15 protein-coding genes are annotated in these 19,741 nt (G+C 37.3%); 3 read left to right on the top strand and 12 right to left on the bottom strand.

Going from position 1 to position 19,741, the window contains the following annotated elements; genetic code table 11:
* Position 1: 1 nt before the first annotated feature.
* Together F5ESL0261_RS08610 and F5ESL0261_RS10295 are read right to left on the bottom strand one after the other, a co-directional pair.
* Positions 2-739, bottom strand: coding sequence for a LytTR family transcriptional regulator DNA-binding domain-containing protein (locus F5ESL0261_RS08610; RefSeq protein ID WP_122052905.1), 738 nt, complete (start codon positions 737-739; stop codon positions 2-4).
* Positions 720-2,453: a LytS/YhcK type 5TM receptor domain-containing protein gene (locus F5ESL0261_RS10295; RefSeq protein WP_199699950.1), complete on the bottom strand. Its 1,734-nt coding sequence runs from the start codon at positions 2,451-2,453 to the stop codon at positions 720-722. Before F5ESL0261_RS10295 ends, F5ESL0261_RS08610 begins: the two co-directional genes overlap by 20 nt.
* A 334-nt stretch (positions 2,454-2,787) precedes the next feature.
* Here F5ESL0261_RS10295 and F5ESL0261_RS08620 point away from each other — a divergent pair, with 334 nt between their 5' ends.
* Positions 2,788-3,387 carry a hypothetical protein gene (locus F5ESL0261_RS08620; protein WP_122052907.1) on the top strand — a complete coding sequence of 200 codons (600 nt, stop codon included), beginning with the start codon at positions 2,788-2,790 and terminating at the stop codon, positions 3,385-3,387.
* Positions 3,388-3,550: 163 nt separating this feature from the next.
* On the opposite strand, the gene F5ESL0261_RS08625 is transcribed toward F5ESL0261_RS08620, so the two are convergent.
* From F5ESL0261_RS08625 to F5ESL0261_RS08655, 7 genes are all read right to left on the bottom strand, one after another.
* Complete coding sequence (locus tag F5ESL0261_RS08625) at positions 3,551-5,521, bottom strand: fructose-specific PTS transporter subunit EIIC (protein ID WP_122052908.1); 1,971 nt, start codon at positions 5,519-5,521, stop codon at positions 3,551-3,553.
* Positions 5,522-5,538: 17 nt separating this feature from the next.
* Positions 5,539-6,453, bottom strand: coding sequence for a 1-phosphofructokinase (pfkB, locus tag F5ESL0261_RS08630; protein WP_122052909.1), 915 nt, complete (start codon positions 6,451-6,453; stop codon positions 5,539-5,541).
* Positions 6,453-7,208, bottom strand: a complete 756-nt coding sequence (locus F5ESL0261_RS08635) for a DeoR/GlpR family DNA-binding transcription regulator (protein WP_122052910.1) — start codon at positions 7,206-7,208, stop codon at positions 6,453-6,455. Before F5ESL0261_RS08635 ends, pfkB begins: the two co-directional genes overlap by 1 nt.
* A 538-nt stretch (positions 7,209-7,746) precedes the next feature.
* The gene (gene eis, locus F5ESL0261_RS08640) at positions 7,747-8,910 is read right to left on the bottom strand and encodes an enhanced intracellular survival protein Eis (RefSeq protein ID WP_122052911.1); all 1,164 of its coding nucleotides are present in this window, start codon (positions 8,908-8,910) and stop codon (positions 7,747-7,749) included.
* Positions 8,897-10,141: a PTS sugar transporter subunit IIC gene (locus tag F5ESL0261_RS08645; protein WP_122052912.1), complete on the bottom strand. Its 1,245-nt coding sequence runs from the start codon at positions 10,139-10,141 to the stop codon at positions 8,897-8,899. Before F5ESL0261_RS08645 ends, eis begins: the two co-directional genes overlap by 14 nt.
* A gap of 245 nt (positions 10,142-10,386) precedes the next feature.
* Positions 10,387-11,784: an MDR family MFS transporter gene (locus tag F5ESL0261_RS08650; RefSeq protein ID WP_122052913.1), complete on the bottom strand. Its 1,398-nt coding sequence runs from the start codon at positions 11,782-11,784 to the stop codon at positions 10,387-10,389.
* A gap of 47 nt (positions 11,785-11,831) precedes the next feature.
* Positions 11,832-12,281, bottom strand: coding sequence for a MarR family winged helix-turn-helix transcriptional regulator (locus tag F5ESL0261_RS08655; RefSeq protein ID WP_122052914.1), 450 nt, complete (start codon positions 12,279-12,281; stop codon positions 11,832-11,834).
* A gap of 171 nt (positions 12,282-12,452) precedes the next feature.
* Here F5ESL0261_RS08655 and F5ESL0261_RS08660 point away from each other — a divergent pair, with 171 nt between their 5' ends.
* Together F5ESL0261_RS08660 and add are read left to right on the top strand one after the other, a co-directional pair.
* Complete coding sequence (locus tag F5ESL0261_RS08660; RefSeq protein WP_122052915.1) at positions 12,453-13,808, top strand: threonine/serine exporter ThrE family protein; 1,356 nt, start codon at positions 12,453-12,455, stop codon at positions 13,806-13,808.
* 178 nt (positions 13,809-13,986) lie between these two features.
* The gene (add, locus tag F5ESL0261_RS08665; RefSeq protein WP_122052916.1) at positions 13,987-15,006 is read left to right on the top strand and encodes an adenosine deaminase; all 1,020 of its coding nucleotides are present in this window, start codon (positions 13,987-13,989) and stop codon (positions 15,004-15,006) included.
* Positions 15,007-15,108: 102 nt separating this feature from the next.
* On the opposite strand, the gene F5ESL0261_RS08670 is transcribed toward add, so the two are convergent.
* The 3 genes from F5ESL0261_RS08670 to F5ESL0261_RS08680 all read right to left on the bottom strand — a co-directional run bounded on the left by F5ESL0261_RS08670 (position 15,109) and on the right by F5ESL0261_RS08680 (position 19,735).
* Entirely contained in the window at positions 15,109-16,554 is a 1,446-nt protein-coding gene (locus F5ESL0261_RS08670; protein ID WP_122052917.1) for an FAD-dependent oxidoreductase, read from the bottom strand.
* 65 nt (positions 16,555-16,619) lie between these two features.
* Positions 16,620-18,485, bottom strand: a complete 1,866-nt coding sequence (locus tag F5ESL0261_RS08675) for an FAD-dependent oxidoreductase (RefSeq protein ID WP_122052918.1) — start codon at positions 18,483-18,485, stop codon at positions 16,620-16,622.
* Between the two features lie 29 nt (positions 18,486-18,514).
* On the bottom strand, positions 18,515-19,735 hold the full coding sequence (locus tag F5ESL0261_RS08680) for a nitrate/nitrite transporter (RefSeq protein ID WP_122052919.1): 1,221 nt from the start codon (positions 19,733-19,735) through the stop codon (positions 18,515-18,517).
* Positions 19,736-19,741: the final 6 nt, after the last annotated feature.

The raw sequence follows: 19,741 nt of genomic DNA on the forward strand, positions 1-19,741 counted from the left end.
TTTACAAACCTAATTTTTGATTTAATTCTTTGCGGTAGGATCGACCTACCTGAACTCTGGAATCATTATTCATAATCAACATCAATGTATGATTAAACCAGGGCTGGACCTCCTTGATATCTTCAATATTTACAATTGCATTTCTATGGACTTGTAGAAAGCATGAATCTGTTAGTCGTTCCTTGAGCCAAGCTAAGGTCTTGCGTGTTTCATATTTTTGCTTGTTCGTTTCAATTGTTAGTACACCATTATTAACCGTTGCAGCTATTACTTCCAGTTTCTTAATAACTACGTTGCGATCTTCAAGTTCAATACTAAGAACGTCACTTCCCGCTTTTTGCGCCTGCACAGCATTGTTATTTTGACTGTTTAAGACTTTCACAGCCTTTTGCAGTGCCTGATCAACCCTCTCTTGTTCGAATGGTTTCAGAACATAGTCAAGTGCACCAACGTCAAAAGCCTTCACGGCATAATTATCATACGCAGTAGCAAATACAATCATCGGTGAATAGCTCAGTTGTTTCAATTCATCGGCCAGTTCAAAGCCGTTTTCTTCATTAAGCGAAATGTCCAAAAACAGCAAGTCAATTTTATATTTAAGCAAAGTTCCCTGTGCTTCCTTGATATCTTCTGCTTCATAGAGTTTAACGGTTAGCTTATTTAAGACTGAACTTTTTTTGATCAAATAAGATAATTCAGTGCGGGCTAATGGTTCATCATCAACTACCAAAATTTTCATTTTTAGCTCCCCCTTGACCTTCAAAATCACCTTTTTCAGCTTGTCTCAATGGTATCTCGGTTTTAAAAGTAGTTCCATTTTTACCAGTTTTGATATGCAATTGACTATTTGTGCCATATAAACCTATCAGACGCTTATTTAAATTATAGAGTGCCGTACCACTGCCGCCAGATTCACTTATTGGCTCTTGACCCAGCCTTTTTAAAATTTCCGGTTTAATACCAACACCATTATCACTTACTAAAATCTGCAAGTAATCTTTTTTTTGACTTAAATTAATGATAATTTTGTTACCAGTTTTTCTGCCTTTGAAGGCATGCTTGATAGCATTTTCCACAAAGATTTGTAAACAAAACGATGGCAGCAGCGTACTATCCGGCACACTGATTTGATAGTCAATCTTAAATTTATGCGGAAAACGCAGCTCCTCGATTCCAGTATAAGCACTGACATACCTTTTTTCCTGATCAAGTGTGATTTCTTTTGCCTGACCATTTTTCAAGCTTAATCTGAAAAATGTGCTAAGCTGCATTAAAGCTCTGTGAGCTTCACTAACATCAACCCTCATTAAGGCTCCAATTGTATTAATTGCATTAAATAAAAAATGCGGATTAATTTGAACTTGTAATGCCCGAATTTCAGCTTCATTCACCAAACTGGTCTGCTGTTCTGCAATGCCAATAGCCAATTGTCCTGAAAAAATCATAGCAAGACCGCGAACCAAATTTTCTTCAACTACTGTCATTTCTTGTTCAGCACAAAAGTACAGCTTTAGTGCTCCAATCGTTTTTTTGTTTACTTGCAGTGGACAAACGATAGCGGATGTTAATGGGCAATTCGGATGAGGACAACCAATTTCTTCTTTTGAATGAGCCAGTTTTTCACGTCCCGAAGCAATAACTGTTTTAGAAAGATCAGTTATTACCGGCTCACCAGCAATGTGGTGATCTTGTCCAGCGCCAACATGAGCCAGTACATTAACACGATCAGTTAAGCCAACCGCATCAAAATTAGTGTATTTTTTGATAATTTTACAGACATGCTCTGCAGAATCAAAGTCCAGGCCATGGCGAAAATAAGGCAATGTTTTATTAGCCAATTCCAAAACGTCTTTAGTTTGCACAGCCCGCAATTGACGCTCATTTGATAAATAGGTTTTCAAAATTTCTATAAACAAGCAAGAACCAATTGTGTTTAACAATATCATGGGTACAAAAATTAATTTAATCAAGCCGAAACCATGAAATGCAAAAATAAAGGCCATCTGAATTAGTTCTGCTAAAAAAGATAAAACTGCTACCCAAAAAGTAGAAGGATACAAGTTATTTTTCTTAACCTTATCACCTAAAACGCCAATTAAATACCCAATTAAAACTGAACTGACAATATAAAAATAATCCGAAAAGCCACCAAAAATCACACGGTGTAAACCACCCACTAACCCAACTAGAAGTCCTACATAGGGTCCAGCAGTCAAACTTGCAGTAGTGATAACCAACATCCTGGTATTTGCTATTGAGTCAGACTGGGGTAATTCTGTCAGAATAAGTGGGGTAACTATTTCTTTTGAACTCGAAATTTCTACACCAGTGAGATTGGCAATGACAACGAAGAGTGAAAAAATGATAAATAACCAGATTTGCGATTTTAAGGTTCTTTTTTCAATTAAATCCCTAAAAAAGCGCATGTTAACAAGGAGAAACGCCAGAATCATAATAATACCCAGGCGTTCTGATAATAATATGAATAGACTGAACACGTTTTTCTCCAATCCGTAAACTAAGCTGGAATTAACCTCTTATATCATATAAGTATGACAATTTTTTCAGTTTACGCAATAGAAATCGTATTCAACTGCTCAAAATAGTGGCTGAAATGATTAAATTTTCGCCTTAAATTCACTAAGATTTTTGAAACTTATTGCTTATGAAATTTATTAAACAGATAAAGGGCAGTCATCTAACTGGTAATTTGCTTTTATTTATTTGCTGTCAAGTGATACCATTAATAATATATTAATTGCTAAAGCAGTTTAAAAGGAGAGAAAAATGAAACTAAAGAAATCACTAATTTCAGTCATTGCTTTAATAAGCTTGGGGACAGTTGGAAGTCAGATAAACAATTCCGCAACTACTGTAGAAGCTAAAAAAGTACCAACCGTTTATCCTAAGGCAATGCGGGGCAACTGGTATTTTTTCAATAAAGAAGATATAAATTATCCGTTCGTCACCAAAGAAACTTTTACTAAAACTAAAGTTACCAGAACATATTATTATGGCGAAAATCCTAAAAAAATGAAGATGGGAACTGATTCTAAATTTTTACATAAATATATCCCACATACTGCCACAGATGCACTTGGCAGCGATAATAATAAAGCTTTACATTGGGAGTTTCTAACTGGTTATAAAAAAGAAGGTGGCCATAAATGGTTGAACGTAAAACCATGGAACTCAACTAATGCCATCGGCGGTCACGAAGAAGATGGAGGTCTTTTTTACAACGTGTCGAAGCTTAAAGGACATCAAGTATTAACTGAGGCTAATGTTATGCATGGCAGCAAAATACACAATTGTGCTCACTGGTACCGTTCCAAGAAATTGGCCCGGAAATGGTCATTACATGAATACAAAGGATTTTTATATTAACGTTTTTATATAGTCAATATTTTTTAATCTTTTATTTATAATGCAATAGAGTGATCTATATAATTGAAGACATTCAGCTTATAAGCATTAATTTACAAGCAAAAACTGCACTGAGCTTTTTAAACAGCCCAGTGCAGTTTTTGTATAATTCAATTAAATTTTGTTATTTATCTTCTTGTTGGTTAACTGGCTTTTTCCACAGACCTAAAATGACACCTGCAACAATGGAGCCAATAATAGTAGCAACGAAGTAAAGCAAAATGTGGTTAGCAAGTGGAGAAACCCAGAGTCCACCGTGAGGTGCTGGAACGCCAATGTGCCACAAGCCCACTAAGGCACCACCAACAGCAGAGCCAATGATGCATGAAGGCAGTACGTGTCCAGGATCAGCTGCAGCAAACGGAATAGCACCTTCAGTAATGAAAGAAAAGCCTAAAATCCAGTTAGTTAAACCAGCACGGCGCTCATCCATAGTGTACTTATTCTTAAAGAAGGTCGTACCAATTGCGGTCGCAAATGGCGGTACCATGCCACCCACCATTACGGCAGCCATCATCACAGCGGCAACAGTTGAGTGCGGGTCGTTGGCAAAGGCGCCTGAAGCAAAGACATAAGCAGCCTTGTTGAAAGGTCCACCCATATCAATTGACATCATGGCAGCTAAAATAGTTGTCAAAACAGCTAAGTTGCCCGTACCCATTTGGTTTAAGAAGTTAGTAATGGCAAAGTTAACCGCACTAAAGACTGGGTTAACAATGTAGTACATGATCAGGGCTATGAAGAGCAGGCTCAAGATTGGATAAATGAGCATTGGCTTCATTCCTTCAAGAGACTTAGGCAACTTGGCAAATAATTTCTTTAAACCAACTACTAAATAACCAGCAATAAATCCGGAAGCAAGTCCGCCTAAGAAACCGGCAGGTGATTTAGCATTAGTTACCACATTGGCAACATAAGCACCACCGTACGCACCACTATAAACCGTGGCCATAAAACCACCGACAAAACCGGGCATTAAAGCAGGCAAGTCACCGATTGATTCAGCGATGTAACCTGACAAAATTGGTACCATGAATGCAAAGGCCATGTTACCAGCATTATTCAAGAAAATAAATGCAGGAGATTTTGGACCACCAGCATAGTTTTCCACAATAAAGGAGATTGCCATTAAGATACCGCCACCGATAACAAATGGCAACATGTGGGAAACACCGTTCATGAGGTTCTTGTAAATTGAGCCCCAAACGCCTTCTTTAGCATTGTCACCATCATCGCTGCTCTTTTCACCATTTGAATGGTAAACGCTAGCTTTAGAATTCAAAATGTTATCAATCAATTCGTCAGGTTTGTTGATACCGTCAACAACTGGACGAGAAATTAACGGCTTACCATCAAAGCGTGGCATATCAACTTTCTTGTCCGAGGCAATGACAACACCTTGAGCACGGCTAATCTCATCAGCGGTCAATTTATCTTTGACACCTTCTGAACCGTTGGTTTCAATGCGGACATCAACGCCACGTTTTTTACCGGCCTTGATTAAAGCCTCTTGGGCCATATATGTGTGGGCAATACCGTTAATACATGCAGTAACGCCGACAATTAAAGGTTTTTCTTCCTTTTTAGTTTCACTAGCACTTGCGGCTTGCTCTTTCTCAGCTTGTTTAGCGGCATCTTTTTGTTTTTCAGCGTCTTCAAAAAGCTGGATTACTTCTTCAGGGGTTTGCGCTTTTTTAAGAGCGCTAACCAGATCAGGATCAATTAATAACCCGGACAATTTAGCTAAGGCTTCAAGGTGAGTATTATCAGCACCGTCTGGAGCGGTAATCATAAAAAATAAATGAACCGGTTGACCATCAAGTGAATTGTAGTCAATTCCCTTTTCGCTTTTAGCAAAAAGTACACGCGCCTTATTGATTGTTTTATTGCGGGCATGTGGCATTGCAATACCTTCGCCAATCCCGGTAGTAGATTCATTTTCACGAGCCCAAATTGACTTAATGAATTCATCTTCGTCATTGACGATGCCAGTTTTGACTTCTAAATCAGCCATTTCCTTAACAGCATCTTCTTTATTAGTCGCTTTAAGCGACATAATCATGGATTCAGGAGCCAAAATATCTTTAATTTTCATTTTAAATTCTCCTCAAATTACGAAATTTCTTCAACATTAATTTGCGGCAAAACCGCATCAATCTGACTTTTAACTGCAATATCCTTAGTAAAGGCTGTGGCAGCACCACAGGCCATACCGATACGGAAACTTGCGGCCGGATCTTTTGTTTTAACATAAGTACCGACAAAGCCAGCTGTCATGGAGTCTCCTGCACCAACCGAATTAACGGCAGTACCAACAGCTGCTTTAGCATGATAAAAATGCTTAGGTGTAATCAAGTAACCACCTTTACCAGCCATGGAGACCATAACATTTTGTGCACCCATGTCAAGCAATTTGCGCGCACACTCAAGCATTTCCTGATCTGACTCAAATGTAGTTTTGAATAGATCAGCCAGTTCATGATGATTTGGTTTAATTACCAGAGGTTTATAACTCAAAGTGTCTAGCAAAGCCTGACCAGTAGTGTCAATTACAAATTCTGCTCCTGCTTCTTTAATAATAGGTAAGAGTTCTTTATAAAAATCAACTGGCAAGCTTGGTGCTAGGGAACCACTCAAAACCACAATGTCACCTTTTTGCAAATCGCTAAGACGTGCTTTAAAAGCGGTTATTTCCTGATCTGTAATATTAGGACCAGCGGCATTAATCTCTGACTCCTCTTCTGCATGTACTTTAACGTTCACGCGGGTCACATCAGATATAGTGACAAAATCATTAACAATGCGGCGCTGGTTTAGCTGACGTACCAGCTCTTTGCCAGTAAAACCACCAACAAAGCCCCAGGCAGTATTATCTATATTCAACTGGTTAAGAATTTGGGAAACATTAATTCCCTTGCCGCCAGCCAAAAACGTGCAGTTATCAGCACGATTAACTTCACCACGGTTAACCTGCTCTAATTGAATTACATAATCCAAAGCAGGATTAACGGTAACCGTATAAATCATTAGCAAATCTCCTTCAAATTAATTTTAGCGGGCAAGAATTTTTTATCTTTTGCACTTAAAGAAGTAGTAAGTACTGTTACATCTTTGACTTGTGCAAAAGTCGCAAAACTACGCTCACCAATTTTAGAAGTATCGGTCAAAATGTATGCCTGATCAGCCTGAGCAATCTCTATTTTCTTAATTGCTGCTTCTTCAGTATCAGGTGTAGTCAAGTTTCCCTGGCTATCAAGTCCATTGGTGCCAATGAAACTGGCAGAAAAGTTCATTTGCTGCAATTGCTTTAGAGCTGTTTGCCCCACCACAGCATGAGTATTTTCTTTAATCCGACCACCTAAAAGTATAGTCTCAATCCCATGATTAAGTGCACAAAGTGCAGTTTCTAAACCATTTGTGACAATCGTTACTCCTGGAGTCATGGCAATAAAAGGAACCATTTCATAAGTTGTCGTACCTGCGTCAATAAAAATATAAACATCTTTATGCACAAAGTTTTTAACAGCATACTGAGCGATTAGCTTTTTATCATTATGATTCATTGAAAAACGAATATGTTGAGATACGTCATGAGTGAAGCTTTTGACTGACTGCGCACCACCATGTACCCGTTTAATCAGACCTTGTTCTTCCATCTGGTTAAGATCACGCCTAATCGTTGATTCAGATGTCGAAGTCATTGAGCAAAGATCACTCACTCGACACAAGCCATGCTGGTTAACGTAGTCTTCAATCACTTTTTGCCGTTCCTGCGTTAACATACATTTCACCTCCAGACAGTATTTTATGCGGTTTAGCAATTAAAAGCAATCATTTTCAATCATAATTTATCATTTTCTTGCAAAAACGTGCAAAAGCCACTCTATAACTTAATTTTTACGCATTAAAAAATGCGCATAAATTTATACGCAGTAATTTTCCCTTAAGCTTACTATTTTCTTAAAGGTAAAAGTAGTGAATACAAGAAACCAATAAACGCCAAACATAAACTAATCCTAATTTTACCTGTATTACCGACTTCCGACAAAGCATAATGCATTAAACCAAAACCTATAATTGATTCCACAAATGACAATGTATTTGTCATCATCTTTGACGGACTTGTAATGTTTTGATTTGAAATGACAGCAAATTTTCCTACGATATTTATTGCTACACTGAGCAGAGCAAAGAGCATTCTTCAATTTATATATTTTAAAGTTAAGCCCAAAAAATAACCCCCAAATTTGTCCTAAATTTGGAGATCATATCAATGATGTAGCTTTTTACTATTTACCGCAAGCCTTTAAATACTTTTATTTAAAAATAGTCATAAAAACTTACTTTTCCAGCCATAAATTCTATTTTCTTCGAACTTAATGCCTTAATCAATCCCAAGCTAACTGCTTGCTCTAAAGTTAAATGACCAAGTAAAACCTTCGTCCAATTAGTTATTGAGCCTGCAAAATCGGGTTTATCAATTGTTTTAATGCAGCTAACATGATCAGAGTCATTTACTAGATGCCAAACACCTGTATTCCACGGACAAATTTGATCATCTAAAACTTCCAAGTTCACAGATCTTTCACTAATAAACTTTACAGCAGAAACAATTTTTGCAAAATCAACAATTCTCGACATCATATACGGATGAGTGGTAATTTTTAATCCACTCTGATCTGGAAAGTATTCATCTATTAATGAATCTTCCGGTGCTTCTATTTCAAATTCAGTACAAGTCGATATATGCCCACCAATAAAATTAAGTAAGGCGGTAGCAGATACTTCATCAGTATAGTATATTTCATCAACTTTAAATTTATTATTTAAAAATCGGTAAAACATATACGCTTGAGGAATTTGATTGTCATCAACATAAACAACTGCATACCTGCCAGGATAGTAAGTTTCAAGTCTATCCCACCACCATTTTCTTCTAATAACTGTATTACGTTCTTGGCCTGAATTAATTTGGTTTTGGTATAACTTTATAATTAGTTCTTTTAATTTAGAATTACTCCAGTCTCCTCTCAAAACTCTACCTGTTTTAGGAGATTTAAAGTATCTAAACATTGCAGGATCTATACTATATCTTTTTTGATAAATTGAATTTTCATAACCATACTGACGATAAAATGTTTCTGACCAAGGTGCCAGGTTGGATAAAGAAACTCCTGTTTCATTAAGATCCTTAAGTATCTCTTTCATCAACTTAGAAACATCTCCATGTCCACGGTTTTCCGGATACGATGAAACATATCCAATACCTGACATCTTGACTTCCTGATCAAATATTTTGCTTTCAAAATGATTTGACATTATATAACTTGCAAGTTTGCCACCGTGAAATGTACCATAACCGTCACTATGCTCATAACGACTCATAAAATTAATATCTTTTTTGAGGTCATTTTTTTTCAAAAAAGCATATTGAATTAAATGAATAGCTTCATCTAAAGTCTCTCTATCCTTATTCAGCTTCATTACTCTTCATTTCCTTAGATAACATTTGTTTCTCACATGCTTTAAAAAATGGATAATATAAACCAGCTGCAATTACACATTCAACAGCTGACCAAACACCTGCACGCCAGTCCCAACCACAAGCCATCATTGGTCCAATAATTGGTGGCATAGTCCATGGAACCATTGCTACTGGAGCTGAAATCCACTTAATAGTAATCAGTATATACGATAAAGTGGCTAAAACTAATGGAATCACTATAAACGGAATCATTATCATAGGATTCATTACTATTGGAAAGCCGAAAATTATTGGTTCATTTATTTCAAAAAGTGAACTAGGAAAAGCTAATCTCCCTAAATCACGATATGTCTTACTTTTAGAGAACAGCATTAACATACAAAGGGTTAAAGTTGCTCCTGTTCCACCAACATTTACCAGCAAACTTGCGAAGCCTGAAGCTGTTACATAAGGCAATGGCTGGTGATGAGCAAAGGCAGTTGCATTTGAAGCTAAATATTGTAAAAAGATTGGATCTGCAATTCCTTCTAGAGTCATGTCTCCATGAATTCCACAAACCCAAAGTAAACTGACAATTAATGTATAAACTAAAATTCCAGGCAATGTATTTAAAGCAAAAACAACTGGATGGAAAATGGCTTGAACTACTTGATTTATATCAATATTAAATACAACTCTTACTAGCCAAAATAAACCTAAAACTGTCATTCCTGGTAGCAAAGCAACAAAAGAATTTGAAACTGCCGCTGGAACACCATCTGGCAGCTTGATAACAATGTTTTTCTTAACAAAAAAAGTGAAAATAAACGTTGCAACAAAGGCTGTTAGAATAGCAGTAAATATACCACTTGAACCAAGATTATCATAGTTTAAAACATGTTTATCGTTAAAAGAAGTTAGAATAAACGCCATAACAGAAAGGCCTATTGAAGAAATTGCATCAACATCGAGAGCTTTAGAAAGCTGATATGATATGCCAATTACTGCTAGTAGTGAAATTATTCCAAATGAGGCATTAACAGCTTCCGTTAACATCCCACTATACGGTTTAATTAAGTTTGTCCATGCAGTAATAGGAATATTGCCAATAATTAAAAAAATTGAACCACTTATTACAGCTGGCAAAGTAATAACTAACCCATCACGAATGGATACAAGATACTTATTATTACCAATTTTTGCCATCGGGGGTATTAACTTATCTTGCATCCACGTCATAAAATTATTCATTCATTTTTCCTCCTTATAGATTAGTAATTTTTATCTACCACAAATAATAGCGCTTTCAAATATAATGGTCTAGTCCAAAATAATTGGTATACTTATAATTATCTATACATATATCCCTAAAGCTACATAAAAAAAGATTTGGTCTAATTAGAGTATATTATTATAAACAAGTAATCCATTATTAAATCTTAACCTTAAAGGTAGCAAAAAAGCTGTCCACTATTAGTATCACAGCTTTCTTCTCACTATTTACGTAATTCTTTTTGCGCAGACGGTAAAATAAAAGAGCCTAAAAATCCGATTATTGCAAAAGTCAGCATTAAGACAAAACCCCAGCGGTATGCAACTGTCAAATTTGCAGTCTCAGCATTTGAAGTACCACTCGCACACAAGCTAATTACTAACATTGATAACGCCGTTCCCAGTGAGCCACCGATTTGCCTTACCGTAGAAGAACCTGCATTAGCATGTGCAGTCATTTGAGGTTCTACCACATTAATACCTGCGGTAAACGTGGTCATCATAGTAAAAGATACGCCTACCATGCGTAAGGCATAGCATAAACTAATTAAAGCCAGACTTGTTTTGCTATTAAAAACAGTCATTGGGAACGTCCCTAATAAAAGCATAGAAAAACCAAAAAGTGCCAATTTTTTAATACCAAATTTATCAAATAAAACGCCCGATACAGGATTGCAAATGATCATTAATAGAGCCCCTGGCATCATTACTAAACCAGAGGTTAATGCACTCTCTTGTCTAGTAGTTTGTAAATATAAAGGTAAAACTAATTCAATTCCTACCATTGAAATGTTGCTAATAGTACTTAATAAAGTACACAAATCAAATTTTAAATTTTGAAAAACTCTAATATTAAGCAAAGGTTTTTTCATATGCAACTGCCGACGACAAAATAACAGAATAATTAGCAGACCTATTGTAAAGAATGCAGCTATTGTAATCGTAACTTTACCAGTGTTCCCAATATCTGACAGGGAGTACAAAATTAAACCAAAGCCGGCAATTGATTCAATAAATGATATTAAATCGGTAGTGTTTCTATGGGGTTCAATGATATTTTGCATACAAAAAGTTGCACAAATGGCTACCATACCACTGGCAATACTTAAAATGATAAAAAGCATTTGCCAGTCTGCATATTTTAAAATTAATCCTGAAATTGTGGGACCAACAGCAGGTCCAAAACCAATTACTAGTCCAGTAATTCCCATCGCCACACCTCTTTTTTCAGGAGGAAACATAAGTAAAATGACATTTTGAATAAAAGGCATTAAACTACCAGCCGCAACTGCTTCAATAATTCTGCCTAGCAATAGCACCGGAAAATTAGGCGCAAAAACACAAATAAGTGAACCTGCTAAAAAAATAAGCATCATTGTTAAAAAGTTTTGTCTTAAGTTAAATGATTCAAAGATCCATGCCGACATGGGAATCATTAGCCCTACGACCAATAAATAAGAAGTAGTAAGCCATTGAGCAGTGGATTGATTAACTTTAAAAACAGTCATTATTGTTGGCAGAGCATTATTAAGAAAGGTTTCGGCTAGTAAAGAGACAAATGCCCCAAATAGTAAAACAGCCATCATTAAAATCCTCTTCTTATTAGAGATATTTTCGATCATTTTAATCCTTTCTTTTATGTAGCATGCTACATTTTTGCTAATAATAATTAAAAGTTATCCGTAATTCTATTTAAAACTTGTTCAAGATTTGAAATTTCTTGCTTAGACAATCCCTTAGTGATACGAGTATTAATATTTGTCATTATTGTGCGAATCTTGGCAATATTTTTATTTATCAAATTAAAGCCTTTATCCGAAAGCTTTAAAACAATTTGCCTTTGATCATTTTCTAAACGCTTAGAAGCAATTAATTTATTTGCTTCTAAGCGTTTAACTATTCCTCGAATTGTAGGATGACTTAGCACAAATGCATCTGCCACTTCTTTTTGGGTAATTTGCCGTGCTTTTGATTCATATAAATAAATCATCAGAGAAATTTGGGCACCTGTTAAAGAATAATCTCTAAATATTTCTGCAAACTGCTTGTTTAATTCCTTTTCAATCAAAGTATTCGCAATTTTAATTTTGGGACCAATTCGATCTAAAAAAGTTGTCATATTATTTCCCTCAGAAGTAAATCTCAGACTAATATTTTATCATACTGTAGTATACTATACTTTTTTATAATAAACATGTTTTTAAAAACTCAATTCTACAAAATTGGTCCAACCACGAGTGTGGTAAAATTAAAATATTACGTTATCAAAAGAAGGGTTATAAATTTAGTTATGAAAGACAAGCAGACTCCAGAATCATATCCCAAGATTTCTAGTAAACACCATATGAGAATTCATTGGAAAGAGTTCTTCAAAAGTTCAGATGATACTTTAGTTAAAGATATCACCTTGGTAGAAAAAGGGTCTTTAGTCGGAAGAATTGGCATAATGCTACTTCAGTGTGGTACTGGAGCCTGGCGAGTTCGTGATTCGATGAATACAATTGCAAGAGCACTTAAAATCACATGTTCAACAGACATTGGCTTGGTAACTATTAGCTATACCTGCTTTGATGTTGACAACAAGTCTTACTCACAGACTCTTTCCTTACCAACTACAGAAGTAAATATGAACAAGCTCAATGAAATGGAAGAATTTGTCCGTAAATTTGAAACTGAGAATGATTATTTGACTATTGGAGCAGTTCACCACAAACTGAATCAAATTGAACGCCATACTCAAAACTATCCTCTAATCATTTCCGCTTTGAGTGCCGGCCTGGCGTGTGCTAGTTTTCTTTTTCTGCTTGGTGGAGGAATACCGGAAATGTTTTGCACATTTTTTGGAGCCTTTATTGGCAACTATTTGCGCCAATTATTAGGGAAGAAAAAAGTTACTTTGGTCGCCAAAATAACTGTTGGCGTAGCGATTTCCTGCGCCGTTTATTTCATCTGTTTTAGATTAGGCACATTAATTTGTGGCTGGAGTAACAATCATGCTTATGGTTACATCGGTTCGATGCTTTATGTCATACCTGGATTCCCTTTTATTACTTCTGGCCTTGATATGTCAAAGCTTGATATGCGATCTGGTCTTGAAAGGCTGGCTTATGCTATCTTAGTTGTTATGATTGCGGCAATGGTAGGCTGGGGCATGGCTACTATGCTCAATTTGTCGCCAGGTACCATGCCCAAATTAAATCTTAATCCAACATTATTAACAGCTTTCAGAATTATTGCCAGTTTTTGCGGTGTTTTCGGCTTTTCAATCATGTTTAATGCCAAAGTATCAATGGCGACAGTAGCGGCAGTTATTGGTGCTCTAGCAAATACCTTGCGTTTAAGTCTAGTTGAATTTAATCACGTTCCGGCTGCCCTAGCAGCATTCATCGGAGCATTATTAGCAGGATTAATTGCCAGTTTTGTGCGGGATAAAGTTGGTTTTCCCCGCATTGCAATCACGGTTCCCGCAATTGTCATCATGGTCCCCGGTTTATACATGTATCGCGCTGTCTTTAATTTTGGTATTACTAACATTAATGTCGGTGCTTATTGGATTATGGATGCTTTAATGATTATTACTGCTCTGCCAATCGGTTTACTTACTGCTCGCATTTTAACGGACGCAAAATGGCGCCATTGCGACTAAAATACTTAACTGGAATTTTTAATTATTTTACCTGACTAGATTTTTAGTTAGGTATTTTATTAGGAACATATATGCTATAATTATTTAATTTGTTCGTTTTTTGCTCTATTATTGTTATTAAAATTATGCTAAACTGAGATAATAAGTTAAATACAAGAACATTATCAAGGAGGATTATATGAGTTCAGTCGTTACACCAGAATTTACCCGTGGCCTGCCTAAAGCCGAATTGCACTTGCATATTGAAGGTACTTTAGAACCTGAATTGAAACTAAAATTAGCTAAACGCAATCACGTCGATATAGGCCAAGCTACAATTGAAGATGTCCAAAAAACATATAACTATCATGACCTAGCATCATTTTTAGCTGTTTATTACCCAGCAATGAATGTTTTACAAACTGAAGAAGACTTTTATGACTTGGCTTGGGACTACTTAACTAAAGCTGCTGCCAATAATGTACGACACGTTGAACTCTTTTTTGATCCCCAGGCTCATACTAGTCGCGGTATTCCTTTTGAAGTTGTACTCAATGGTCTTTATCAAGCTACTATTGATGCACGGGCATTAAACGTTGACGCTCATCTGATTATGTGCTTTTTACGTGATTTTTCAAAGGAATCAGCAAGAAAAACACTGCAAGAAGGTCTGAAATACAAAGATAAAATTATTGGTATTGGACTTGATTCTGATGAGCATAACAATCCGCCATTAAAATTTGCTCGCCAGTTTGAAGACGCAGTAGTGGCCGGATTGCACATCACTACTCACTGCGACATTGATCAAAAAGATTCAATCGAACACATCCGTCAAGCTTTAGAAATTATGGAAGTTGAACGTCTTGATCATGGTACCAATATTGTGGAAGACCCTGATTTGGTAGAATTAGCAGCCAAAAGACAGATTGGCTTAACTTCTTGCCCATTGTCTAACAGCTTTGTTTCACCAGAAATGAAAGGTAAAGAAGTAATTGATCTTTTGAATGCGGGAGTAAAAGTTTCCATTAATTCAGATGACCCTGCTTACTTTAAAGGTTATATTAGCGACAATTATTATGCTTTAGCACAAAAATTTGATCTTTCCCAAGATCAAGTCGTGCAACTTGCTAAAAATTCTTTTGAAACTTCCTGGATAAGTCAACGGCAAAAACAATTATATTTAGATGAAATTGATCAATTTGTAAAAGCCAACGCATAACTTAAGAATTCAAACAAAAAGGCCAGCTCGTATTAAATGAGTTGGCTTTTTTGCTGGTATAATGTTTTATTTTACTTCTTAGAAATTATTTTTTTGATTATTTTACTTCTGGGCTACAATTGCTTTAATTGCGTTACGTCCTGAAAAGATGCAATATCCTGCATGTGTTCCCGGAATATTAACACCATAGGTGTCACCATATAAAACGGCTGAACCATCACCACCGATAGCATATAAACCCGCAATCGGTCTGCCCTTTGTATTCAAAACTTCGTTATTGGTGTTTACGCGTAGTCCATCACCTGTAGTGTATGCACCTACACCTAATTCGATAGCATAGAACGGGCCAGCGCCATCTACTGGCAACATGTATTTAGCCGGTTTATGAAAATCAGTATCTTCACCATTTGCCGCCATTTCATTATAGTGTTTGACATACGCAACTAAGTTAGGGGTATCAATTTCTTGAGCGAGTTCTTCTAGCGTCGCAGCCTTGTGCAGGTATTGACGACCTTCTTTTTCAGCTTTGGCAATATCATCACGCAAAGTGGGGTATCTGTCTTCTGGAACAAATGGCTTCATGGATCTCGGATAAGACTTGTCAGTAAAGTCGTCCAAAATCTTTTGGCTAAAGATACAGAAGACCCGGTCTTGACGGTTCATTGAATTGCCTTCATTAGCCCAGTTGACTACAGCTGCACTTTCATCGACAAAACGTTCACCTAGTTCGTTAACCCACATTTGTGGTTGATCACAAACTGAACTCCAGATAGCAGTACCCCACAATTTAAATGATGGGACTGTCTTATCTTTCAATTGACCGCCAAACATCATCGCCATTCCGGTAAAGTACTTCTTAGCGCCCAACTTCCAGGCCAATCTCAAACCGTCTCCCGTATTTTTACCAGAGTTAACTGGAATAATATTGTCTGGGTTTTGGTGTGGCGTACTTTCTAACAACTTTTGGTCATTTAAATAACCACCGGTAGCCAAAACCACATTCTTAGCATTAACAACTTTAGTAGTTTTTGCTACAACATTAGTTAATGTGACATCAAAAGTGTGGTCAGAATTTTGTTTTAGATCAGTCACGCTAGTTAGGGTAACTATGGTGATGCCCTTCTTCTTAGCATATGGTTCTAAACCATTGTGAATGGCATCATGACCCTTGCCTTTAAACAAGTGCCAAGTTCTAGCTCCAGAACCTAAATTTGCTACCATTTCAATTTCAGCACCATGATCTTCAAGCCAGGAAACATTTTTGCCGGCATTGGCAATGTATTTTTGCCACATCTTGCCGTCTGCTTTGTAGTGCGAATAAGTTAACTCTTCTTTGAGCAAATCATCCTTATCAAGAGTTGCATTATCCTTTTTTTGCATTTCGGAATCAGCAGCAAAAACTCCCTCAACATAATTACCAGTACCGCCTGTTGTTTTACCTTTTTCAACCAGCAAGGTCTTTAAATTATTATCAACAGCTTCATCTGCAGCAGCAAAGCCTGCAAGTCCTGCTCCAACAATTACTACATCATATTTTTCTTGTGTCATAATTTATTCCTCTAGTAAAAAATCATGTACAAATCAGTTAATTCATACATGTTTTTTGCCATAATCTACTTACCGGCTTTGGCAGTTTCAGCCGCATCGATTCCGGCAAGTCTACCAGAAATATATGCAAAGCCTAAAGTACCACCTTCAAAATCAACGTAGGCCTTACCATACATTCCTGAGGCATCGGCACCTGCTACATAAAGGTTCGGTACTGGTTCACCATTTGGAGCTAAAGCGTGCATTTTTTCATCAATAGTTGCACCACCAAGAGTGCCAAGATTACGGGCGATGAATTTCACAGCGTAAAATGGACCCTGCTCTACTGGAATCATTCTCTTCGTATCAGAGAAGAACAAGTCATCCTCGCCCTTCTTCTTAGCGTTGTTGTATTGCTCAACTGATTTGGCCAAATTATCTTTGTCAACACCCATCTTTTCAGCCAATTCCTCGATAGTGTCTGCAACAAAAATAACATTGGTTGAAGCCAGCTTATTTAATAGTGCAGTAAAGTCTGTCTTCTCGTGTTCGTGCTTAATATTTTCATCAGTATCCGTTGGGAAGTTAAATTCCATGTAAAATTGATGATGATTCTTCCACTTGCCATAGTGGTCTTCGATTGCAACTGTTCCGCCTTCTTTAATCTTATCCAGCATTGCCTGGTCAAAGACAACAAATTCAGTTTGTTGTGGTTGTTCTGACAATTCTGCACCGTGAACAGCGAAATCTAGTGCATGAGTTTCACTGGCATAACGTTGACCACGATTATTAACACGCAAGTTAGGAAAATCAGCTAGGGCATTGACAGGCATCCAGTTTGGACCAACAAGTTTAGCCATTTCGCCAATATCCTTGTCACTAAAAGTTTGCCAGAAGTAGTGCGTTGAGCCATTAATATGGTGAGCAGTACCTGCATCCCAGGCCATATTCAAACCATCACCAGTATTTTGCAAAACTTGACCTTGCGTGCTGACGTCGCCAAGATACTTTTTGCGCATTTCAGGACTGCCGCCAAAGCCACCAGTTGCAATGACTACTTTCTTAGCATTAACGTGAAGAGTTTCTTCATCACCTTCGGCAATTAAACCAGTGACTTTACCTGCACTATCTTGCAACAATTTTTTACCTGCAAAGCCAAAGTACATCTTGCCACCGATTGACTTGAATTTTTCAATTAGTTTGGTTACGGCCTTAGTGCCACCTTCTTGATAGCCATGAAGAGTGGCTGGCATACCAATGTGATCGTAACTGCCACCAGTACCAGCATCAACCAATTTCATAATTGCACCGTTTTCATTTAACCAGTCAACCGTCTTACCTGATTCGTCGATAATGCGGCGCACAAGAATTGAGTTCATGTAGCCTTGGGAGGCATCCATGTATTCGTCATAAAGCCATTTCTTAGAAACAACCGCATTTTGATCTTTTTGTTGTTGACTGTCGCCGGCAAACATACCACCAGCAAAAGTAGTCGCACCAAGTGGAGAAATGGTTTTTTCAAGCAAAGCTACACTTGCACCATGTTGACGAGCTGCTAAAGCGGCTGCTACGCCTGCACCACCAGCACCAACTACTGCGACATCAACATCAATAGTTTCTTCCTTCTTGCCAGCAGTTTGGCCACCATTTTCTTTAAGGGCATCAAAGTCAACCCCTGCCTTATTCAAGGCTTCTTTAACGCCTTCAATAATACCGTGTGAAGTTTCAGAAGCACCAGAAACAACATCAACATCGACTGATTGCTGATCCACAATTTTTTGCGCCATTTTCTTAAATGCGTTATCAGCTAAACTATCGGGAGCATATTTATCTAACGGTTTAACATTCACTATTTTGTCTGAGTCAACCTCGACTTCAAGGTTGATTTGACTTTCCTTACCTTGACCAGAACCAGTATACTTTCCTGGGTTCTCGGTTATTTTTTGTGCCATATAAATGACCCCTTTCACTTTAAAAAATCTTATTCAGCATGACGACGAGCAGCGTTTGCGTCTGGTAAAACTGCCAGTACGATAATTTGGACTACAAAGACAAGACCTTGAATAATAAAGGTTAATGCATAGTTCTTACCAGCAATTGAAGAAATAATAACTGGAAGGAAGAATGATAATAGCAGTGATACTGTACCAACAAGTCCACCAGCACTACCAGCGTTCTTAGGACCGATCTCTGGGAATGTAATTGGCATAGCCTGCATAATAGGACCAGTCATAGCGCCAAATACGCCGCCAAGGATTAGTGCAATGCTTAATGGCATTCCTAATGGAATATACCAAGTTATGGCCATCAACAGACCACCAAGAGCAGTAATAACAATCATCATTGGTTTAGCCTTTTTGGCCTTATTGATAATTGCTGGGCCAAAGAGTGAACCTGCTAAACTACCAATAGTAGCAACAGAAGCAACCACACCAGCAGCTGCAGGAGTCATTCCTCTGGCAGCAAATGCTTGGGGCAAAATGCCTGAAAAGGCTTCACTAGCACCCATACCAAAGCCAACGGCTAAAGCAACATACCAAGTTTTCTTACTTTTGGCAGCAGCCTTGAAGAATTCAAACGATGACTCAGATTTGCCTTGTTCTGTTTGAGGTTGTGGAACTTCTTCACCCTTAGGAGTGTCTTTAACAAAGATCATCCAGCAAACAGCTAAAACCAATAGTACCGTTGATGAAAAGATATATGCCTTTTCAACAGTCGGGAATAAAGAACTGGTAGCTTGGGATAGCATAATTCCGACACTGGCAGAAGCAAAGAAGACACCCATAGCTGTATTAGTATCTTGTTTAAACCAGGTACCAAAGATTTTCAGAGTATTAGCATTTAACAGAGCCATATAAACTCCAAAAAGTAACAGGAAAATAAACATTGTGATAAAGTTATTAGCAAAAAGGCGACCATATGCACCTAGTACTGAGATAACTAAACCAACAGAAACGATTTTCTTAGCTCCGAACTTATCAGCAAGAGAGCCGGCAGGAATACTTAAGAAAACTGCAATAAGCATTGGTGCCATTAATAAACTTTGAAATTGTGCTGGTGAAATGTGCAACGCTGGCATAATTTGGACAGCTAAAGCAGAAATCTGAAATTGAATGTAACTACTAATTGCGTCAAGCAAAGCAGCTATTGCTAAAATTACCCACCTATAATTTGAAAGCTTAGGTAACTGTTTTTCATCCATGATATA

Origin of the sequence: Lactobacillus sp. ESL0261 (genome assembly GCF_003693025.1) — a bacterium.
GTDB classification, from domain to species: domain Bacteria; phylum Bacillota; class Bacilli; order Lactobacillales; family Lactobacillaceae; genus Lactobacillus; species Lactobacillus kullabergensis.